At 68.0% G+C, this 19,971-nt stretch carries 18 protein-coding genes; 7 read left to right on the forward strand and 11 right to left on the reverse strand.

Annotation, left to right across the window (positions count from 1 at the left end; all coding sequences use genetic code 11):
• Positions 1-150: 150 nt before the first annotated feature.
• Both PSR88_RS08920 and PSR88_RS08925 read right to left on the reverse strand, forming a co-directional pair.
• Positions 151-1,515 carry an aminotransferase class I/II-fold pyridoxal phosphate-dependent enzyme gene (locus PSR88_RS08920; RefSeq protein WP_016882925.1) on the reverse strand — a complete coding sequence of 455 codons (1,365 nt, stop codon included), beginning with the start codon at positions 1,513-1,515 and terminating at the stop codon, positions 151-153.
• 53 nt (positions 1,516-1,568) lie between these two features.
• The gene (locus PSR88_RS08925) at positions 1,569-2,267 is read right to left on the reverse strand and encodes an alpha/beta hydrolase (RefSeq protein WP_016882924.1); all 699 of its coding nucleotides are present in this window, start codon (positions 2,265-2,267) and stop codon (positions 1,569-1,571) included.
• A gap of 209 nt (positions 2,268-2,476) precedes the next feature.
• On the opposite strand from PSR88_RS08925, the gene PSR88_RS08930 reads away from it, so the two are divergent.
• The 3 genes from PSR88_RS08930 to PSR88_RS08940 all read left to right on the forward strand — a co-directional run bounded on the left by PSR88_RS08930 (position 2,477) and on the right by PSR88_RS08940 (position 6,412).
• Positions 2,477-3,775: an O-acetylhomoserine aminocarboxypropyltransferase/cysteine synthase family protein gene (locus PSR88_RS08930; protein WP_016882923.1), complete on the forward strand. Its 1,299-nt coding sequence runs from the start codon at positions 2,477-2,479 to the stop codon at positions 3,773-3,775.
• A 1-nt stretch (position 3,776) separates the two neighbouring features.
• Positions 3,777-4,847, forward strand: coding sequence for an LLM class flavin-dependent oxidoreductase (locus PSR88_RS08935; protein WP_016882922.1), 1,071 nt, complete (start codon positions 3,777-3,779; stop codon positions 4,845-4,847).
• Between the two features lie 179 nt (positions 4,848-5,026).
• Complete coding sequence (locus PSR88_RS08940; RefSeq protein WP_016882920.1) at positions 5,027-6,412, forward strand: flavin monoamine oxidase family protein; 1,386 nt, start codon at positions 5,027-5,029, stop codon at positions 6,410-6,412.
• Here the strand turns inward: PSR88_RS08940 and PSR88_RS08945 are convergent.
• A complete protein-coding gene (locus tag PSR88_RS08945; protein ID WP_029539400.1) occupies positions 6,406-7,203 on the reverse strand; it encodes an SDR family NAD(P)-dependent oxidoreductase in 798 nt (265 codons plus the stop codon). The genes PSR88_RS08940 and PSR88_RS08945 overlap by 7 nt on opposite strands.
• Positions 7,204-7,364: 161 nt before the next feature.
• Complete coding sequence (locus tag PSR88_RS08950; RefSeq protein WP_016882918.1) at positions 7,365-8,789, reverse strand: aldehyde dehydrogenase family protein; 1,425 nt, start codon at positions 8,787-8,789, stop codon at positions 7,365-7,367.
• Positions 8,790-8,951: 162 nt separating this feature from the next.
• Here PSR88_RS08950 and PSR88_RS08955 point away from each other — a divergent pair, with 162 nt between their 5' ends.
• The 3 genes from PSR88_RS08955 (at position 8,952) to PSR88_RS08965 (ending at position 13,125) form a co-directional block, all read left to right on the forward strand.
• The gene (locus PSR88_RS08955) at positions 8,952-9,530 is read left to right on the forward strand and encodes a DUF4232 domain-containing protein (RefSeq protein ID WP_016882917.1); all 579 of its coding nucleotides are present in this window, start codon (positions 8,952-8,954) and stop codon (positions 9,528-9,530) included.
• Positions 9,531-9,617: 87 nt separating this feature from the next.
• A complete protein-coding gene (locus tag PSR88_RS08960; RefSeq protein ID WP_016882916.1) occupies positions 9,618-9,740 on the forward strand; it encodes a hypothetical protein in 123 nt (40 codons plus the stop codon).
• A 112-nt stretch (positions 9,741-9,852) separates the two neighbouring features.
• Positions 9,853-13,125 carry an arabinosyltransferase domain-containing protein gene (locus PSR88_RS08965; protein ID WP_016882915.1) on the forward strand — a complete coding sequence of 1,091 codons (3,273 nt, stop codon included), beginning with the start codon at positions 9,853-9,855 and terminating at the stop codon, positions 13,123-13,125.
• 42 nt (positions 13,126-13,167) lie between these two features.
• Here the strand turns inward: PSR88_RS08965 and PSR88_RS08970 are convergent, their stop codons facing one another.
• Positions 13,168-13,623: a tellurite resistance TerB family protein gene (locus PSR88_RS08970; RefSeq protein ID WP_005254018.1), complete on the reverse strand. Its 456-nt coding sequence runs from the start codon at positions 13,621-13,623 to the stop codon at positions 13,168-13,170.
• A gap of 112 nt (positions 13,624-13,735) precedes the next feature.
• Positions 13,736-14,479 carry a DUF429 domain-containing protein gene (locus tag PSR88_RS08975; protein WP_016882914.1) on the reverse strand — a complete coding sequence of 248 codons (744 nt, stop codon included), beginning with the start codon at positions 14,477-14,479 and terminating at the stop codon, positions 13,736-13,738.
• Between the two features lie 665 nt (positions 14,480-15,144).
• On the opposite strand from PSR88_RS08975, the gene PSR88_RS08980 reads away from it, so the two are divergent.
• Positions 15,145-15,558, forward strand: a complete 414-nt coding sequence (locus PSR88_RS08980; protein WP_016882913.1) for a VOC family protein — start codon at positions 15,145-15,147, stop codon at positions 15,556-15,558.
• Here the strand turns inward: PSR88_RS08980 and PSR88_RS08985 are convergent.
• From PSR88_RS08985 to PSR88_RS09005, 5 genes are read right to left on the reverse strand one after another with little or no spacing between them, the layout of a single operon-like run.
• Positions 15,555-16,709, reverse strand: coding sequence for a M20 family metallopeptidase (locus PSR88_RS08985; RefSeq protein WP_016882912.1), 1,155 nt, complete (start codon positions 16,707-16,709; stop codon positions 15,555-15,557). The genes PSR88_RS08980 and PSR88_RS08985 overlap by 4 nt on opposite strands.
• Positions 16,706-17,377: a DUF1028 domain-containing protein gene (locus PSR88_RS08990; RefSeq protein WP_016882911.1), complete on the reverse strand. Its 672-nt coding sequence runs from the start codon at positions 17,375-17,377 to the stop codon at positions 16,706-16,708. The genes PSR88_RS08985 and PSR88_RS08990 overlap by 4 nt, the downstream gene beginning before the upstream one ends.
• Positions 17,374-17,787 (reverse strand): RidA family protein, encoded by a 414-nt coding sequence (locus tag PSR88_RS08995; protein WP_009474472.1) that lies wholly within the window; start codon positions 17,785-17,787, stop codon positions 17,374-17,376. The genes PSR88_RS08990 and PSR88_RS08995 overlap by 4 nt, the downstream gene beginning before the upstream one ends.
• Positions 17,784-19,244, reverse strand: coding sequence for a 4-hydroxyphenylacetate 3-hydroxylase family protein (locus PSR88_RS09000; RefSeq protein ID WP_016882910.1), 1,461 nt, complete (start codon positions 19,242-19,244; stop codon positions 17,784-17,786). Before PSR88_RS09000 ends, PSR88_RS08995 begins: the two co-directional genes overlap by 4 nt.
• Complete coding sequence (locus PSR88_RS09005) at positions 19,241-19,861, reverse strand: flavin reductase family protein (protein WP_009474474.1); 621 nt, start codon at positions 19,859-19,861, stop codon at positions 19,241-19,243. Before PSR88_RS09005 ends, PSR88_RS09000 begins: the two co-directional genes overlap by 4 nt.
• Positions 19,862-19,971 lie beyond the last annotated feature (110 nt).

Genomic DNA, 19,971 nt, shown 5'->3' on the forward strand with positions numbered 1-19,971 from the left:
GTTCTCGCTCCTTCGTCGTTCGCCGTCAGGCACCTGCCTCGGCACGCCGCGTTGAAGTGTATGGAGCAAACAGACGCGTGCAGAGTATTAAATTCTCGATGTTTCAAAACATATTTCGTATGTGCCGCAGGGCTGTCGAACAAAGTCCGATCAGTCGAAGAACTCGCGCGACGACTCCGCGACGGCCACCGCGACGACGTCGGCGAGTTGCCCGATCAGGTCCGGGTCGTCCGGCAACTGGGTGGCCGACAGGCGTAGGAGTTGACGTGCGGGCGCCTGCACGAACGAGCGGGATCCGGCCCCCACCGAGATGCCCTGCCGCGCCAACGCGACGAGGGCCGCGGTCTCGTCCGACACTGCGACCCACACGACCAGACTGTGCGGGCCCGCGTAAGCCTCGATGCCACGGTCGGTCAGCGCCCCCAGCAGCGACGTGCGTCTGGCGGCGTAGCGCTCGTGCGCCGTCGTGACCGCCTGCTCGGCGTCGGCGCTGCCGATCAGATGGGCGAGGGTGTTCTGCAGGATCCGGCTGTTCGAGCCGACTCCGTGGCTGCGCACCTTCATGGCCTTCTCGATCAGTTCGCGGGACCCGCCGAGAACGGAGGTCCGCACATCGATCCCATATGCCTTGCAGTAGCTGCGGATCCGGACGACACGCTGCGGCAGTACCGATCCCAGAGAGGGAGGCTGCTGTGGTTCGAGCGGTCCGATCGAGTCGTCCTCGACGACCCACACCGCCGGATGCCGCCGCAACACATCGGCGAGTTCACTCGTGCGCCGCGCGCTGACCGCATGGTCGACGGCGAACGGCGCACCGGGCTGGAACACGAAGGCCACCGCACCGGCGGTGAGGGCCGCGTCGAGAGCGTCCGGCCGGGGGCCGTCGCGGTCGGCGCCGACCCCGACCGCATCCAGCCCCAGGTCGCGGAGCGTGTCGAGAACGCCCGGCCCCAGCGGCTCGTCGACGGCCACCATCGAACCGGGCGGTGCCGCCGCCTCCACGGCCAGCAACAGCGCCTCGGTACCACCGCCCGCCGTGGCCCAGGCCTCCGGTTCGAACGGCCAAGCCGGAGCCACTGCATTCCTCAACCGCTCGGTCATCAGTTCCCGGCCGAACACATTCAGCGTCTCGGCATCCAGACTGGACAACAAAGCGTCGGACAGGGACGGCTGCAGCGCCAGGTCCGGTGCATTCTGCGCCAGGTCGACGCCACGCCAGTCGGGGATGCCCCGCTCGGGCACGCTGTCGAGCGGCGGAAGAACGACGGTGCCGCCGCGGCGGCGGGTCTGCACGAAACCCTGTTCCTGCAGCCGGCCCCACGCGTTGACGATCGCACCGACACTGAGATCGGTCGATTTCGCGAGTGCGCGGACGGTCGGCAGTCGATCGCCGGGGCTGAGCTCACCCGACCTGATGAGGTCGGCGACGGCATCGGCCAGTTCCGCGGTGCGGCCGTCGATCCGTTCGAGCAACCACTCCGGAGCAATCGTCTCCGACTCCAGCACCGCTGACATCCACACCCCTTCGATTTACAACCACTACCGCCCCCGCGCCCCGCGAGTCCGGGTCACTGCGCGAGAGCGCCGGCCGGTTCGCGGAGGATGATGTCGGGCGTCCCCGGCAGGCGGAGACGCTCGAGGAACTGCACGATCTCGGCGGCGACCGACCGGTGGGACACGTCGTTGAGGATGTCGTGCAGCCCCCCGTGAACGACGACGACCCGGGCGTCGGGCAACGCGGACGTGACGGCCAGGACGTACGCTGCCGGGCTCAGTACGTCGGCGCCTCCGTGCACGACGAGGACGGGAACCTGCACGTGGGTCAGCGAATCGGCCGTGGCAACCGGCGTTTCCGCACCGAGCGTTCCCCGCTCGAGAGCGTCGGCCGACGACAGGACCCCTCGATGCACGGGACACGCGGAACGGATCTCGAGTTCGCCGTCCCACTCCCCGGTGAAGGCGTCGGCGCCCGCCACGAGAAGACCGGCGGCCACCACACCGGACACGGCCGGATGCGTCGCGGCCAGGTCGAGGGCGGTCAGGGCGCCACTGTCCGACCCGACGACGGTGACAGGAAGACCGGTCTCGGCATCGGCGATCACCCGAGCAGTCGCCGCGGGATCGTTCTCCACCACCGCGACACGGTAACCATCGAAGGCGATCCGGCGGGCGAACCGGCGGTACACGTGAGCATGCTCACCGCGGCCGGCGACGACGATCACCGAGCCACGCGCAGTCGCTTCGGGTTCCAGCCAGTCGATGTCCACTGATTACCTCATTCGGGGGGTTGTTCGCAGGATTGACTGCGTCACCCTGACCCACACGCGCGAGGTCGAACAAGACTAATGCTCGAGCAGAACAAAACGCGTGCCTTCTCGCCGCGCTTCGTGTTTTGTTCCGAACATATTCGTTTTGCTCTGCCATTCACCCGCTCTGCCATTCATCCAGAAGTATCGACGAAGGGACAGGCACACCGATGCCCGAGACCACAGGGTTCGCGACCCGGCAGGTCCGCACCGGCTATCAACCCGGAACGCCGCAGAACACCGCGATCCCCCCGATCTACCAATCGGTTGCCTACGATTTCGGCAGCTTCGAACAGGCACGGGACATCTTCTCCCTCCGCCGGAAGGGAAACCTGTACAGCCGCACCGGCAATCCCACCCAGGCCGTGTTCGAGCAGCGCCTCGCCGATCTCGACGACGGAGTCGCCGCCCTGGCCACGGGATCCGGGCAGTCCGCTGTCGCGGTCGCCCTCCTCACGCTCGCCAAGTCCGGACAGCACATCGTCGCGGCGCGGCAGCTGTACGGGGGAACCGTCGATCTCCTCAGCGACACCTTCGCGGACTTCGGGATCGAGGTCACGCTCGTCGATCAGGACGACCTCGACGCCTGGCGTGCGGCCGCGCGTCCCGAGACCCGGGCCTTCTTCGCCGAGACGATCGGCAACCCCGTCGCCTCCGTGCTCGACGTCCGGGCCGTGGCCGACATCGCGCACCAGGCGGGGGTCCCGCTGATCGTCGACAACACGATCGCCACCCCGTATCTGCTCCGCCCGAAGGACTTCGGAGCCGACATCACCGTGTACTCGGCCACCAAGTTCATCGGTGGGCACGGCAGTTCGCTGGGTGGTGTGATCGTGGACCTCGGGACGTTCGACTTCGGTGCGGAACCGCGGCGGTGGACCCAGTTCACCGAGCCCTACCCGCGCATCGGTGACCTCGTGCTGTGGGAGGAGTTCGGCCGCGAACGGAGCGCCTACCTGGTCTACGCGAAGACGAAGATCGTCCACGATCTCGGTCCCGCACTGTCCCCGTTCAATTCGTTCCAGCTGCTTCAGGGGCTGGAGACGCTGGACCTGCGGCTGGAACGGCAGGTCGGTTCGGCGCTGGCGATCGCACGATTCCTCGACGGTCATCCCGCGGTCGCGAAGGTCAACTACCCCGGACTGCCGGACAACCGGTGGCACGCTGCAGCCCAGCGGTACCTACCGCGCGGCGCCGGCTCGGTCTTCTCGTTCGATCTCGCCGTCGACGACTCGAAGGTGGCGAAGTTCATCGACTCGCTGCAACTGTTCGCCATCGTCGCCAACATCGGCGACGCCCGTTCGCTGGTAGTACACCCCGCCACCACCACGCACAGCCATCTCGGCGACACGCAACTCCGTGACGCCGGATTCGGCTACCGCACCGTCCGATTGTCGATCGGACTGGAAAACCTGGAAGACCTCGTCGACGATCTGCGTGCTTCGCTCGACGCCATCACGGAGGAATGACATGCACTTCGGCTACTGGACGCCCATCTACGGTGGCTTCCTGCGCAACCTCGGCGACGAAGGGATGCCCGCCACCTGGGACTACGTCAAGAAGCTCTCACAGCTCGCCGATCGTCTCGGGTACCACACCACCCTCGTGCCGGAGCTCTATCTCAACGACCGCAAGGGCGTCGACGCGCCCAGCCTCGAGGCGTGGTCGCTGTCGTCGGCGATCCTCGCAGTCACCGAACAACTCCGGGTGATGACGGCGGTGCGACCCGGATTCCACCTGCCGGCGGTCACCGCGAAGGAATCGGCGACGATCACCGACATCGCCGGAACAACCGAGGCCGGTGCGGCACGGTTCGCGCTCAACGTCGTCGCCGCGTGGTGGGAGGAGGAAGCCCGGCAGTACGGCGGCGCCTTCACCCGGCACGACGACCGGTACCGGCAGGCCACCGAATTCGTCGACGTTCTCCGTGGGCTCTGGGAACACACCCCGTTCACCTACGAGGGCGAGCACTTCAGCGTGCGCGACTCGATCCTGTCGCCGAAGCCCGGCGTCCATCCCCCGGTCTTCGCGGGCGGGGAGAGCGAGAGCGGCCGCGAATCGATCGCGACCTTCGCCGACTCGTACGTGCTGCACGGCGGCACCGTCGAGGAGGTGCGCACGAAGATCGCGGACATGAACGCACGGTCCCAGCGAATCCACCAGCGGGACATGGCCGAATTCGGCATGTCCACGTACATCATCGTGCGCGACACCGAAGCCGAGGCCCGCGCCGAACTCGAACGCATCACCACCGTCGATCCGCACTCGCCCGGGTACGCGTCGTTCGAGGAGTTCGTGAAGAACTCCGAACTCGACGTCGAGCTGTCCAAGCGCGAGTACTCCGTCGGCACCCGCGGACTGCGCCCCGACCTCGTCGGCACACCCGAACAGGTCGCCGACAAGATCCGCGCCTACCAGGACGCCGGTCTCACCCTGCTGCTCATCCAGTGCTCCCCCGCGCACGAGGAACTCGAGCGCATCGCCGAGCAAGTCTTCCCGCTCGTCCCCACCCGTGAGTACTTGTTAACCACGGGCGGTTAACAAGTACTCACGGGCGGGACGCCCTTGACCGGACCACTCGCCGCGAGTAAGGATGAATATGTTCTGTGCGCGGCGATTTCATTCCCGGAGAGAGGAATTCACACCCCCAGGACCAATGGCGGCGCACCCGTTACATACGGCCGCACGAGGGCCGGGCGCGCAGCGCGAGGGGATTTGTCATGGCAGACATCGAGGTCGACTATTGCGTCGTAGGCGCCGGATTCGCCGGACTGACGGCGGCACTGCGTCTGAAACAGGCCGGACAATCGGTCGCGCTCGTGGAGGCGCGTGACCGGATCGGCGGGCGAACGTTCACCGAGGTCCGCGAAGATGGTTCGTGGATAGATCGGGGCGGTGCGTGGATCGGGCCGGGACAGGACCGGATCTACGCCATGATGGACGAATTCGGCGTCAAGAGTTACAAGCAGTACACCGACGGCGAGGCGATGATGGTCGTCGACGGCAAGCAGTACCGGTACAAGGGCACGATTCCCCTGACGATGAGTCCCTGGGCGGCCGCGAATCTCGGGGCCGTGTTCGTCGAACTCGGCGAGATGTGTAAGACGATCCCGCTCGAGGCGCCGTGGGAGGCGAAGAAGGCAGCGAAGTGGGACTCGATCAGCCTCGCCAAATGGCTCGGCGACAACACGCTGTCCACACCCGCCCACGACCTTCTCGAGACCGCCATCGCCGGCTGCTACACCTCCGCGGCGTCCGAAGTGTCGATGCTGTTCGTCCTGTACCAGATGGCATCCGGCGGCGGTCCGAGTTTCGTCCTCGGTGTGAAGGACGCCGCCGAGGACGCGCGGCCGGTCGGCGGAATGGGCGCCGTCTATCGTCCGATGGCAGTCGAGATCGGCGGCGACGCGCTCCATCTGTCACAACCCGTCCGGGACATCGCACAGGACGGCGACGGCGTGACCGTCCGCTCCGCGGATCTGGCCGTGCGCGCCCGGAGGGCGATCGTCGCGGTACCCCTCGCGATCGCGAGCCAGATCGTCTACGAACCGCTGCTGCCGATGGATCGGTCCTTCCTGCACCAGCGAATGCCGAGCGGTGCGGTCATGAAAATCGCCGTCCTCTACGACGAACCCTTCTGGCGCGCCGCCGGACTGTCGGGGCAGTCGGCGGCACCCGACTCCCCCGCGACGATCACCATCGACGCCAGTACCGACACGGGACGTCCCGGCGTTCTGTGCGTCATCGTCGAGGGACCGATCGCCCGCAAGCTGGGGACGCTGCCGGAAGCGGAACGGAGGAAGGCCGTGCTCGCGGAGTTGACCGCGAGGTTCGGAAATAAGGCAGCCTCCCCCGTCGACTACATCGAGCAGAACTGGAGCGTCGAGCGGTACTCCGGCGGCGGCATGCTCAGTCATGCGCCGACGGGAGTGCTCACCCAATTCGGGCACGCCCTCCGCAAGCCCTGCGGTCGCATTCACTGGGCCGGCACGGAGAGTTCGTCCGTGATGTGCGGCTGGGTCGACGGGGCCATCAGGTCCGGGGAGCGCGCCGCCCGCGAAGTCACCGAACACGACGGCGTGCTGTCACCCGCCCGGTCTCAGTAGTAGACGGCGCCCGGAGCACCACCGCCGACGGCCACCGCGTCGCCGGTGATCCCGACACTGCGCGGTGACGCCAAGAACGTGACGACGTCCGCGACCTCGCTCGCGTCGATCAGCCGGTGGATCGAGTTGGTGGCCAGCCGCGACTCCAACTCGGCGACCGGTACACCTTCGTCCTCGGACTGCTTGGCCAACCGGTCGACGAGTCGTTCCGTCCGGGTCAGGCCCGGATGCACCACCGTCACGTTGATTCCGTGCGGTCCGAGTTCGTCGGCGAGGTTCTTCGTCAGCGCCGACACCCCGACGTTCCGCACGGTCTGCGCGATGGAATTGGCCTGGCGTGCACCGAGCCCGCTGATATTGATGATCCGCCCCCACCCCTGTTCCACGAGGTGCGGTGCCACCGCGCGGGCGGTCCGCAGATAGCCGAGCACCTTGATCTCGAGTTCGGCGCGCACCACGTCGTCGGTGGTGGACGCGAAGTCGCTCGGCTTGCCCACACTCCACGGTGTGGCCGCGGCGTTCACGAGAATGTCGACGCCACCGAGTTCGTCCACCGTCCGCTGCACGAGGGCGCGCACCGAATCGTCGTCGCCGGTGTCGGTGGGCACCCCGATCACACGCCGCCCGGTCTCCTGCGACAGCGTCTTCGCCGCCAATTTCAGCGCCTCGACGCCCCTGGCCGCGAGCACTACGTCGACGCCCTCCGACGCGAGGCTGCGCGCGATCGCGAAACCGATTCCGCGGCTGCCGCCGGTGACGACGGCCCGCTTGCCGCCCAGACCGAGATCCATGTTGTTCTCCTCATCTCCGCTGTCCACCCCTCGGTTCGAGGGTAGGACCGCGACGGTGGGGAGTCACGGATTCGGTTCAGCGTGAGGCCAATTGCGCTCCGCACCCGTGCGTGGTTAAAGAGTCCAGAGACTCGTCAACCACGCACGGGCGGCGAAGCCGCCTACCGCTGGATCGACTTGATCTCGAGGAACTCCTCGAAGCCGAGGACGCCGGCCTCGCGGCCGATGCCCGACTGCTTGTACCCGCCGAACGGGGCGTTGGTGTTGAACGCGCCGCCGTTCACCTCGACCTGGCCTGCGCGCAGCTGCCGCGCCACGCGGTCGGCGCGGTCCTGGTCACCGGACCAGACGCCGGCGGCGAGCCCGTATTCGGTTGCGTTGGCGATCCGCACGGCGTCGTCCTCGTCCTGGTACCCGATGATCGACAGGACGGGACCGAAGATCTCCTCCTTGGCGATGGTCATGTCCTCGGTGACACCGGAGAATACGGTGGGGCCGACGAAGTAGCCGGATTCCTGGCCGGTCTCCCGGCCGTCGAGAACGGCGTGCGCGCCTTCCGAGATGCCCTGTTCGATGTAGCCGCGCACTCGCTTCAGCTGGTTCGAGTTCACCAGCGGCCCCAGCACCGAGGTGGCGGCCGTCGGATCGCCGACGGAGTAGTTCTGCGCGACCTTCGCCGCGATGGCGGCAGCCTCGTCCACCTTGCCCGCGGGGACCAGCATCCGGGTCAGCGCCGAGCAGGTCTGACCGGAGTTGAGGAAACACTTGGCCACTCCGTCGGTGACAGCCTTCGTCAGGTCGGCGTCGTCGAGGATGACGTTGGCCGACTTGCCGCCGAGTTCGAGTGCCACCTTCTTCACCGTCTCGGCCGCGACCACCGCGACCCTCTTACCCGCGCGGGTGGAACCGGTGAACGAGACCATGTCCACCTCGGGATGGCCGGCGATCGCCTCGCCCACGACGGGCCCGAATCCGCTGACGAGGTTGAACACGCCTGCCGGCAAACCGATTTCGTCGAAGATGTCGGCGAGTGCGTAGGTGGCGAGCGGCGCCACCTCGGTCGGCTTGAGCACCACGGTGCATCCCGCGGCCAGAGCACCGCCGACCTTGAGCACCACCTGGTGGAGCGGGAAGTTCCACGGGGTGATCGCACCGACGACACCGATCGGCTCGCGCACGATCAGGGAGTTGCCCACCTCGTGGGCGTCGAAGTCGTAGGTGGCGGCCAGTTCCGCGAAGGCGGCGAGGTTCGCGAGCGGCATGCCGATCTGGATGGGCTTCGCGAATCCGAGCGGCATGCCCATGTCGCGGGACACCAGGGCGGTGAAGTCGTCGAGGCGCTCCTGGATCAGGGCAGCCGCCTTCTGGAGGTACTCGCCACGTTCCTTGCCGCTGAGCGCGGACCATGCGGGGAAGGCTGCTCGCGCGGCCTTCGCGGCGCGATCGACGTCGTCGGCGGTGCCCTCGGCGACCACCGCGATGACATCTTCGGTGGCCGGATTCACCACGTCGATCCGGCCCGTTCCCTGCGAATCGATCCAGGATCCGTCGATGTAGATCTTGGTCCGGTCCAGAACTTCGCTCATCGGTCAGCCTCCAGTGAATGTGTCGCGGATCCCCTGCGCCCCGCAGCCTACGACCGGAATCCTCCGGCGAGGGGCGAATGCGATCTCCCCGAATCACATACCGGGATGCCACCGATCGCGGACCATCGACTACGGCAGCACACCAATAGGAGGAGCGATCGGATGCGCACGCAGTCACCGGCACGCGCCCTTCTCGGCGTACTCGGAATCACCGCCGTGCTCACCGCCTCGGCGTGTGGCTCGACGGACGAGACGGGGACCGCCGAACCCTCGCGTGACATCACCGTCACGAGGTCCGCACCGACCGTGACGACCGCACTGCATCCCGACCGCTGCCTGATCGGCGAATTGCAGGTGACGCTCGGACGGGCGAGCGGGGCCGCGGGATCTCAGGAGATCCCGCTCGTCTTCACCAACACCGGCGCCCGCAGCTGTGTCCTCCACGGCTACCCCGGGGTCTCGTACGTCGCGTCCCCGGACGGTCCGCAGGTGGGTGCCGCGGCCGAGCGGGACGGCGGAACCGACACTCCGGTGACGGTCGCTCCGGGCTCGCGGGCCACCGCAGCGGTGCGCGCCACGGTGGTGCAGAACTATCCGGCCGAGACGTGTGAGCCCACTCCGGTCGCGGGATTCCGGGTGTACCCACCCGACGACACCGGTTCGGTGTTCGTCCCCTACGCCACCACCGGCTGTTCGCAGAACGGCGTGAAGCAGCTGTCGGTGCAGCCCGTGACCGGGTGACCTGGTTCACCCGCCCAGGGTGAATCGGCTCACCCTGTCGCCGACCTACCGTCGTACTACCGGCTCGCGCAGAAGGAGGGCGGAGGCATGTTCGAGATCATTCGCGAAGTGCATTCCGAAGTTCGGCACCGCCGCGGTCCGCGGCACCACCACCATCTCCTCACCCGAGCGGAGCGCCGGTCGCGGATCCTGAAGCGCTTCCACATGTGATCCGCCGGGGCGGCCGGCCCTCCGACCGGGCCTGTTCCTTGCCTTCGCTAACAATTGTCGCGGATGGGTACTATCCGACGTCGTGACTGAGAGCAGGCTGGAATCGGCGAATGTGTCCAGAGACGGCTCGGACGAGTCGCCGATCGGGACCCCGCCCCAGTCGTCGCCCCTCGGTCAGCCGGTCCGATCGACCCGTCTTCTCGCGATCATCGCCTCCGTCTTCGGAGTGCTGCTCACGTTGTCGCTCCCGTTCCTTCCGGTCGAGCAGGACAGCGCGACCCTCAGCTGGCCGCAGAACGGCAGCACCGGAAGCGTCGAGGCACCGCTCGTCACCTACGCGCCGCTGAGCCTCGACGTGCGGATCCCCTGTTCGGCGGTCGGCGAACTCGCCGACGGCGGCGGGATCCTGACCTCCACCGCCCCCGCAGGCGCCGCCGACGCCGGGAAGTACGGACTGGTCGCCAGGGTGAATCCCTCGACCCCGGACGGTCCCGCCGGCGTCGAGGTGCTGTTGCGGAACAAGGTGCTGCTGTCGTCGCCGCTGGACCAGCTACCCGCAGACTGCACGCTCCTGGTGTCGTCGGATTCCACGCGGACCACCGCCGGTGTCGTCGCGGCGGGCCAGGACGCACCGACCGTCGTCGACGGCGACCTCCGCCCGCAGATGGTGGGCATCTTCAGCGACCTCGACGGTGCGGCGCCCGACGGGCTGCAGGTGACGGCAGAGATCGACAGCCGCTTCTCGTCGACGCCGTCGACCCTCAAGTTCGCCGCCATGGTGGTGGGCGCGCTCGCGACGATTCTGGCGCTGGTGGCTCTGCACCGTCTCGACAACGTGGACGGACGCCGGGCACGACGATTCCTGCCCACCCGCTGGTGGTCGTTCGGGGCCGTCGACGCCGTCGTCATCGGCACGCTGGTGCTGTGGCATTTCATCGGCGCCTCCACCTCCGACGACGGCTATCAGTTCAACATGGCCCGCACGTCCGCGGCCGCGGGCTACATGGCCAACTACTTCCGCTGGTACGGCGTCCCGGAGGCGCCGTTCGGGTCTCCGTACTACGACGTCCTCGCGGTGCTGACGAACATCACCCCGGCGAGCCCGTTCGTGCGTCTGCCCGCGCTGCTCGCCGGCATCGTCGCGTGGCTGGTGATCAGCCGTGAAGTCGCGCCGCGACTCGGCGCCGCGGTCCGCGGCAACCGACTCGCGCTGTGGACCGGCGGATTGGTGTTCCTCGCGTTCTGGCTCCCGTACAACAACGGTCTGCGGCCCGAACCGATCGTCGCGGTGGGCGTGCTGCTCACCTGGTGCTCGGTGGAACGCGCCGTCGCGACCCGGCGACTGCTGCCCGCCGCGGTGGCGATCCTGGTCGGTGCGGCCACGCTGACCGCGGGTCCGTCCGGGTTGATCTGTTTCGGCGCCCTCGTCGCGGGCGCCCGGCCGATCCTGCAGATCGTGATCGCGCGGGCCAAGACGGTGGGATACGTCGCCTTGCTGGCGCCGCTCGTCGCGTCGGGGACCGTGATCCTCGTGGCGGTGTTCGCCGACCAGACCCTCGCCGCCGTCATGGAGATGCAGCACGTTCATGCGATCGGTCCCAACGTTCCCTGGTTCGACGAGTACCTCCGCTACCAGTACCTGCTGAACATCTCCGTCGACGGTTCCCTGTCGCGCCGGTTCGGCGTGTTCGTGATGGTGCTGAGCCTGGCCGTGACGGTTCTCGTGATGCTCCGCAAGGGTGGCCGGATTCCCGGGACCGCGGCCGGACCGTCGCGGCGGCTCATCGGCATCACGCTCGCCGCGATGGGGCTGATGATGTTCACGCCCACCAAGTGGACGCACCACTTCGGCATCTACGCGGGCCTCGCGGGGTCGCTCGCCGTCCTGGCCTCTGTGGCGGTGAGCACCGCCGTGGTGCGCTCGCCACGCAACCGCGCCCTGTTCGCGGCCGCCCTGCTGTTCCTGCTGGCGATGTGTTTCACCAGCACCAATGGGTGGTGGTACGTGTCCAGTTACAGCGTCCCGTGGTGGGACAAGCCGGTGTCGATCGCCGGCCTGGGTGCCGGCACGATCCTGCTCGGCGCCACGCTGGTGATGCTGCTGGTCGCGGCGTGGTGCTACTTCCGCGAGCCCTACACCCGGACCGACTCCGTGCGGCGACGCCGGTTGTGGGCGATCCCGCCGTTGACGGTGGCGGCCGCCGCGATGGTGCTGTTCGAGGTGCTGTCGATGGCGAAGGGCGCGGTCGCGCAGTATCCCGCGTTCTCCCTCGCCCGTTCCAACGTCGACGCCGTCACCGGCGCACCGTGTGGTCTCGCCAACGACGTCCTGCTCGAAACCGATCCGAACGCGTCGCTGCTGCAACCGCTGTCCGGCGACGCCGCCACCGCTCTGGCGGGTACCGGCACTGTCGGCTTCACACCGAACGGCGTCGCCGGCGACCTCAGTGCCGACGAGGAATCGTCGGATGCGGGGGTCGCCAACTCCGTCAAGACCGACAACACCGAGCAGACGGCGTCGAGCAACGCTGCGGGCACCGGAGGCGGCGCCGGCGTGGTGGGTGTCAACGGCAGCGCGGTGGCCCTGCCCTTCGGCCTCGATCCCGACCGCACGCCGGTCCTCGGCAGCGACGGCAGCGACGGCGACGCGTCACTGACCACCGGCTGGTTCCGGTTGCCGAATCCCGACTCGGACGCCGGGGCGGGCGACATCATCTCCATCGCCGCGGCGGGCCGCATCCACTCCGTCGACGCGGACGGCGTCGTCACCTACGGCCAGAACCTCGAGGTGGAATACGGCACGACGGGGCCGGACGGCGCGGTCGCGGTGTCGGGACGCGTGAACCCGATCGACATCGGCCCGGCACCGTCCTGGCGGAATCTGCGCGTCCCGCTCGATTCCCTGCCAGGCGATACGAATGTCATCCGACTCGTGGCGTCGGACTCGGACAGTGATCCGCAGCAGTGGCTGGCGGTGACACCGCCGCGTGTTCCGCGGACGCAGACACTGAACGACGTGATCGGATCCGACGCACCCGTGATGATCGACTGGGCTGTGGGACTTGCCTTTCCGTGCCAGCGACCGTTCGACCACCGCACCGGGGTCGCGGAGGCGCCCGAGTACCGGATCCTTCCCGACCGTCCCGGCGCGATCATGACGAGCCTGTGGCAGGACCGGTACGGCGGAGGCCCCCTGGGCTGGATCGAGATGACCCGGGCGAGCCGAACCATACCGTCGTATCTGCGCGACGACTGGGACCGTGACTGGGGCGGAGTGGAGCAGTACTCCCCGCTCGACCCCGGCGCGAAGACGGCGGAGATCGACACCACCCGGATTCAGCGTTCGGGCATGTGGAACCCGGCGCCGATCATCACGGCCTACTGAGCGTCGGGTGACGCGCCCGCCCCGGGCGCGTCACCGATCACCTCAGAGTTCGAATTCCGCCGGGGCGATGCCGACGGCGAAACAGGCGTCGCGCACCACGTTTCGCTCGTGCTGGTCGAAGTTGCCGTCGGCGCCACCGATGACGATGCCGATCTGGATGACGGCACGTGCCTGATCCTGCTTGGACTTCAGTTTCGCGATGGTCGCGGTGGCCTCGATCTTGCCGAACTCGAAATCGGACTGCAGTTTGCTGCAGTACCAGTCGAACTTCTGACTCAACTCGTCCGACGGGAACACACTCAGCGCCTCGTTGCTGGTGATCAGTGCCGCCGTCTTCTGACGCTCGGACGGGTCGATGGTCCCGTCCGCCGCGGCGATGAGGGCGCACATGGCCATGCTGGCGTTGGCGAACTCCTTGTTCTGGAACTGTGCCGTCTTGGTCTTGAGCTGGCCGTTCATCTCGAACGCCTTTGCCTTCAGCTGATCCCAGAAAGCCATTGGACTCCTTCTTCATGTGCCCACGCACGGTGCGTGTGGTGTCCAATTTGCCAGGTTTCGCCCGGGGGCGTCGCCGCGGTCGGTCTACCAGCGCAGTCACAGGAATCCGCCGCTAGGGCTGCAGCGCCTGCAGGTCTCCCGTCGGCACGTGGATCCACCCCTCCCGCTCGGCGATGGCGCGGTCGTCGCCCCCGGGTAGTGCTGTGCGGCCGACGGCCGCGGCCCGCGCGATGACGGCGGCCAGCACCGCGTCGAGGGCGTCGTCCGATTCGCGGCAGATCGACTGGAATGCACCGAGTTCCAACCAGTCCGCGGCCGCCAGGAGCGCGTCGACCAACTCCCCCAGCGTCACCCGGTTCTGCGCGCTCTTGTATCCCCGCGACACCAGCCCCCAGGTGCGCAGCGCGGCCGCCGGATACACCTCGACCACGCGGCCGTCGACGCGTCCGACGTCGACGCCGAGGTCGCCGAGTTCCGCGAGAATTCCGGCGCAGCGCAACGCGACGTGCGCAATGAGATCCGCCGACACACTGAGCGGGGATATCCCCGTCGCGGACTGCACCACGAGGTCGGTGCGCCGCTTCGTCAACGGTCGACGCCCCTCGCGGTTGGCGAGGCCGTTGGTTGCGGACAGCCGGCCGGCTTGATGCTCGGACACCATGCGGACGAATGCGTCGGGCCAGCCGAACGGTGCATCGATACCGGTCCTGTCGCAGGCCAGCACGGCCTCGGTGACGGCGTCGTTCCCGGCTCCCAGCCGGACGGACTCGACGCGGGCGACACCGTCGGACCAGTCGATGATCGCCAGGGCCGTCTTCTTCGGCTCGGCAGCCAGGTCGACTCCCACGGTGCGCATCGGCCCAGGCTAGCCCCGACCTGCTGAATCAGAAGAAGTGATGCAACGCATCAGTTAGTTGTTCTGTACAGATACACGGCCTCCGGCCATTGTGGTCTGCACTACTCGACCTAGAAGTGGCGCACCTGCGCCGTTCGGAGGATTGATGCCCGACACCCACGTCGCCCCGATGCCGGAGAAGCACACCATCGGGTTCGTCCCGGAATCCGATCGCCACGGCAAGGTTCGTGATCTGTTCACGCTGTGGTTCGGCGGCAACCTCGCCCCGCTCCCGATCGTGACCGGCGCCCTCGGACCCAGTCTGTTCGGCATCATCGTCCAGATTCCGTTCATGGCCACGTCCCTCTACACGGGCCCGGTGTCCGCATTCCTCGGCGGCGCCGACCTGTCCTGGGTGGCCGGACTCGTGGTGACCGGACCCATCTACCTGCTCCTCGCGCGGCGCGGCACGACCGGAGCGAAGAGCACGCCCGCCGCCGCGCGTGAGCCTGCGCCTGTAGTCCTCGAACACCGCACCGCCCGAGCCCGTTACAGGCTCGGGCGGTGTGCGTGGTGCCCGCCCCTGTCCGCTCGGGCAGGGTTTCGCGTTTGTCCACCACCCGGCAGCGCCGGCTCGCTAGGGTCGAAAGAAGAGACCGATTCACCGGAGAAGGAAGTTGTCGCAGATGTCCAGTTTCCCGGGCCTCACCCACGTCGCGATCACCGTGTCCGACCTACCGGCCAGCACCGCCTGGTACACCGCACTGTTCGGATCGGCCCCCGTGCTCGACGAGGACGAGGAATCGGGAACCTTCCACCACACGGTGTTCGCGCTCGACGGCGGCATGCTCTTCGGCCTCCACACGCACCCCGACAGCGGCGCTCCCGCACGGTTCGACGAACGGCAGGTCGGACTCGACCACATCGCGTTCCAGTGTTCCCCCGACGCGCTGCCCCGGTGGGTGGAGCGGCTCGACGCCCTCGGCATCGAGCACGGGGGCATCAAGACGGCGCACTACGGGTCCGGCATCTCGTTCCGCGACCCGGACAACATCGCGCTCGAGTTCTTTGTGCCTCCGGCACCCGTGAGTACTTCTTAACGTCGGGCGGTTAACAAGTACTCACGGGCGGCGGAGCCGCAGGCGTCGAGCAGGGTCAGGGCGAGGGCCAGCGCGCCGTCGACGGCCGCCCGGTCTGCGGCGGGCGCGGCGCTGGCCGCGGCGAACTCGGCCTGATGGTTGACGGCAGGCGCGCAGTCGATTCCGATGTAGGGGTGGATCGCGGAAATCACCTGCGAGACGTTGCCCATGTCGGTGGAGGCCCGGTTCATCAGCGAGTCCGCACCGGTGCGGAATACACGGCCCAGTCCCTCCGCGTGCCGGACGTACGACGCGAGCAGCGCCTCGTCGGTGCGGAACTCCGAGTACGGTTCGCTTTCAGGGGCGATGGTGAGTTCACAGCCGGTCGCGATGGCGCCGGCCTCGAAGCAGCGAGCCACCCGGGGTTCGATGCGGGCCAGTTCCTCCAGCGTCTCCGCGCGCACGTACCAGCGACCTTCGGTGCGCTGGGGGATGGCGTTGGGCGCCTCTCCCCCGCGGGTCATCATTCCGTGCACTCGCGTGCTCGACGGAAGCTGTTGCCGGAGAAGCCCGATGGCGACCTGCGCCACCGTGAACGCGTCGGCCGCGTTGACGCCCCGTTCCGGGTACGCGGCGGCGTGTGCTGCCTTGCCGTCGTACCGGATGTGACTGTGGGACACCGCGTACGGTTCGGCCCGGGCGACGTCGACCGGGCCGGGGTGGGCCATGACGGCGGCGTGGACGCCCTCGAACGCTCCGCGTTTCAACATGTCGATCTTGCCGCCCCCGCCTTCCTCGGCGGGGGTGCCGAGTACCGACAGGGTGATCCCGAGGTCGTCGACCAGCGGGGCGAGGGCCAGCGCCGTCCCCACCGAGATGGCGGAGATGACGTTGTGCCCGCACGCGTGCCCGAGCCCGGGGAGCGCGTCGTATTCCGCGCAGACCGCGAGGTGCAGCGGTCCGGAACCGACGTGCGCGCGGAACGCGGTGGGCAGTCCGACGTACTGCTGCTCCACCGTGAAACCGGCGTCCGACAGCACCCCGGCCACCCGGACGCAGGAACGTTCCTCCTCCCACGCGACCTCCGGGTGGGCGTGAAGGTCGTGCGACAGAGCCAGGATCCGGTCTTCCGCCCTCCTGGCTCCGTCACGTACCGCGGCGTCGGCGCTCACAGGTCCCCCGGCACGCCGTAGGACGGGGCGGCCGTCGGGTCGACACCCCGCGCCCGGCAGTCCCGCTTCTGCGGTTCCCACACCGTCCACAGCCGGTGCAGTTCGCCGACCGCGTCGTCGTGCCAGTCGACGCGCAGATCGGTGACGGGCCAGGGCACGTCCTCGACCACCTGGATTCCCGCCGAGTGCACAGGCCCCGCCTCCCCGCCGGCGATGACGGCCGCGGTGAGTCCGTCGAACAGTCTGCCCTCGAACGTCGGGGCCGTGCTCGACACGTAGCCGAACAGCAGCGACCGGATGACGCCTTCGTCGCGGAGCATGTTGCCGGCGACGGCGGCGCCGCCGCCCTGCGCACTGCTGTGGATGCCCAACGTCTGCGCGCCCGAGTGCACCGCGGTGCCGCCGTCCGCATCGACGACGACGACCTGGCGGTACTCCGGGAACTTCTCTTGCGCGAGTGCGGTTTTCAGTGCGGTTTCCGCATTCGCACCCGAGGCGAGCGCGTCGAGGCCGATCGGCCCCAGCTGCGGATTGGTCACGTTCTGGGAGGCGACGACACCGACCCCGGACCGCACGTGCAGGCAGCGTGCGGCCACGGCGGGGCTGGAGGAGCAGACGACCATCCCGAACGCGCCCCCGGAATCGCGGGCGACGAGTGAGAACGTCATGAGCTGATCACTGCCGTCGCATCGATCTCGACGAGCCATTCAGGCCGGGCGAGGGCGTCGACGACGATGCCGGTGGACACCGGATGCACACCTTTCAGCCAGCGTCCGACCACCCGGTAGACGGTCTCCCGGTACCGGATGTCCACCAGGTAGATGGTGACCTTGACGACGTCCTCGAGCCGGCTGCCCGATTCCTTCAGCAGCATCGCGATGTTCGCCATCGCCTTCTCGGCCTGGGCCTCGACGTCGCCGATTCCCACCGACTCCCGGGTGTCGAGGTCCTGTCCGATCTGCCCGCGGAGATACACGACTCCGCCGGCGACGACGGCTTGCGCGAGGTCGTTGTCGAGGTTCTGTTCCGGGTACGTGTCGCGGGTGTTGAACGGGCGGATGCGGGTGTGGGTGGTCATGCCGCACCTCCGTCGACGTTGTTCGACAGTCCCGCTGCGGCCTTGACCAGTCCGAGCGGACCGTCGAAGTCGAAGTTGCGGTAGACGGCGGCGAGTTGCGCGAACGGCGGTGACTGGGCGAAGAGCTGGAACGTCAGGCGATGTCCCGCGTAGTCGCTGTTGAGCAGGTCGCGGGCGAACGCGAGGAGCTTGCGACGGTCGTCGGCCACCCAGTTGTCGTTGATGGAGTAGAACTTCTCCAGCCACGGCGCGACGTCGGGGTCGGCGAACGTGGCGGCGTCCGGGGTGATGCAGATCTGGCCGCCGCACAGTTCGCGGGCGATGTGCATCATCGCGGGCAGCTGGCTGAGCGCCATCACCCGGCCGGTGTAGAGGAGGGACTGGTTGGGCATGAGCAGGCCGCCGGGGCTGGGCTCGGCGAGCGAGATAGCCGCGGTGAGGTGGGCGTTGATCGTCTCCCGGTAGCAGGCGAGCTGGGCAAGCTTCTCCTGCACCGCCTGCTGCTTCTCGAGGCCGCTCTGCTTGACGTTCCACAGTGCGGATCCGATCATCAGATCGGCGAGGTGCAGCGTGCGTTGCACGAACGGGAACGCGCTGTAGCGGTGCAGGGTGGAGCGGATGAACGTGGCTGCCCGGGTGTGCCGGTAGAACAGGACGTCTTCCCACGGGATCTCGACGTTGTCGAAGACGACGAGGGACTCGACCTCGTCGACGCGGTTGGCGAGCGGGTAGTCGGCGGACGGCGCGCGGCCGGCGAACCCGTTGCGGGAGATGTACTTCAGCCCCGGCGCGCCCATGTCGAGCACGAATCCGACGGCGTAGTCGGACAGTTCGCTGTTGCCCCAGTTGGCGATGGTGGGTTTGGTGAACGCCTGGTTGGAGTAGGCGGCGGCGGTCTCGTACTTCGCGCCGCGCACGACGATGCCGTTGTCGGTCTCCTTCACGACGTGCAGGAGCATGTCGGGGTCCTGATCCTGCGGCGCCTTGGACCGGTCGCCCTTGGGGTCGGTGTTCGCCGACACGTGGAACGGGTCCTCCCGGACCGACCGGTCCAGGTGGCGGCGGATGTTCTCCGAGAAGCGCGGGTCCACCTCGTTGAGGACGTCCTGGCCGTCGAACAGCGACCACATCTCGCCGATGGTCTCGTCACCGACTCGGGTGACCACGCCCCGGGTGTCCCCGAGGACCAGGTCGACGGCGGCGCGCTTGTCGAGCCAGTCCTGCTGCGTGCGGGGAAGCTTGTTGGCGATGGCGTTGCGTTCGCCGGATTCGGGATCGACATAGGTCATCGCGTCCTTCGTGGCCTCCTCGTGCGCGAGGTCGTAGATGCGTGCCCGCACGTCGACGATCGGCTTGAACATGGGGTGGCCGGCCACGTCCTTGACGCGCTCCCCGTCGACCCACACCTCACGGCCGTCCCTGATGGACTCCCTGTATTCGTCTCCGGTGCGGATCATTTCGTGCTCCTCGTCCTCGGCGCGGGGTGTGCGTCCGGGTAGTCGGGAAAGGTGGAAGGTTCGAACGCTGCAGGCTTGCTGTAGGTGTGGGAGGCGTACACGAGGGGTTCGCCGGGGTGTGCCTCCACGGCGGCGACGCGTCCGATGTAGACACGGTGGGTACCGGCCTCGATGACGTCGTGGACGGTGCAGTCGAACGACGCGATCGCGTCGTGGACGCGGGGTGAGCCGGATTCGGCCACGGTCCAGTGCCCGCAGGTGAAGTCCCACCGCCGCTTGCCCGGCCAGGGGCGGCCGGCGAAGGTGTCGGCGACGTGATCGTGCTGGGTGGCAAGCACATTGACGCAGAAGACGCCGTTCTCGGAGATCGCGTCGTTGACCGGGCTTCGTCCGTGCAGGCAGACCAGCACCAGTGCCGGGTCGGCCGAGACGGAGCACATCGCACTCACGGTCTGGGCGGCGCGCCCGCCTGGACCGTCGGTCGCGACGACGGTGACTCCGGTCGCGACGGCGCTCATGGCCATGACGAAGTTCGCGGTCGAGTTGTCCGGCATCGGTGGGGCCACCGATGTTCGGGCCGTCGTTTCGACGGCTGGGTGACGGTCAGCGATCGGCATGACGGGCTCCTTTCTGTGTGCGGTGAGCGAGGAGTTCGTGCCGTTGCACCAATCTTGAGGTCCCCGGTGAAATCTGTACAACACAGATAAGTGGCGCACTGCATAAGGAA

This window comes from Rhodococcus sp. DK176 (assembly GCF_038447315.2).
Taxonomy (GTDB): domain Bacteria; phylum Actinomycetota; class Actinomycetes; order Mycobacteriales; family Mycobacteriaceae; genus Rhodococcus_F; species Rhodococcus_F jostii_A.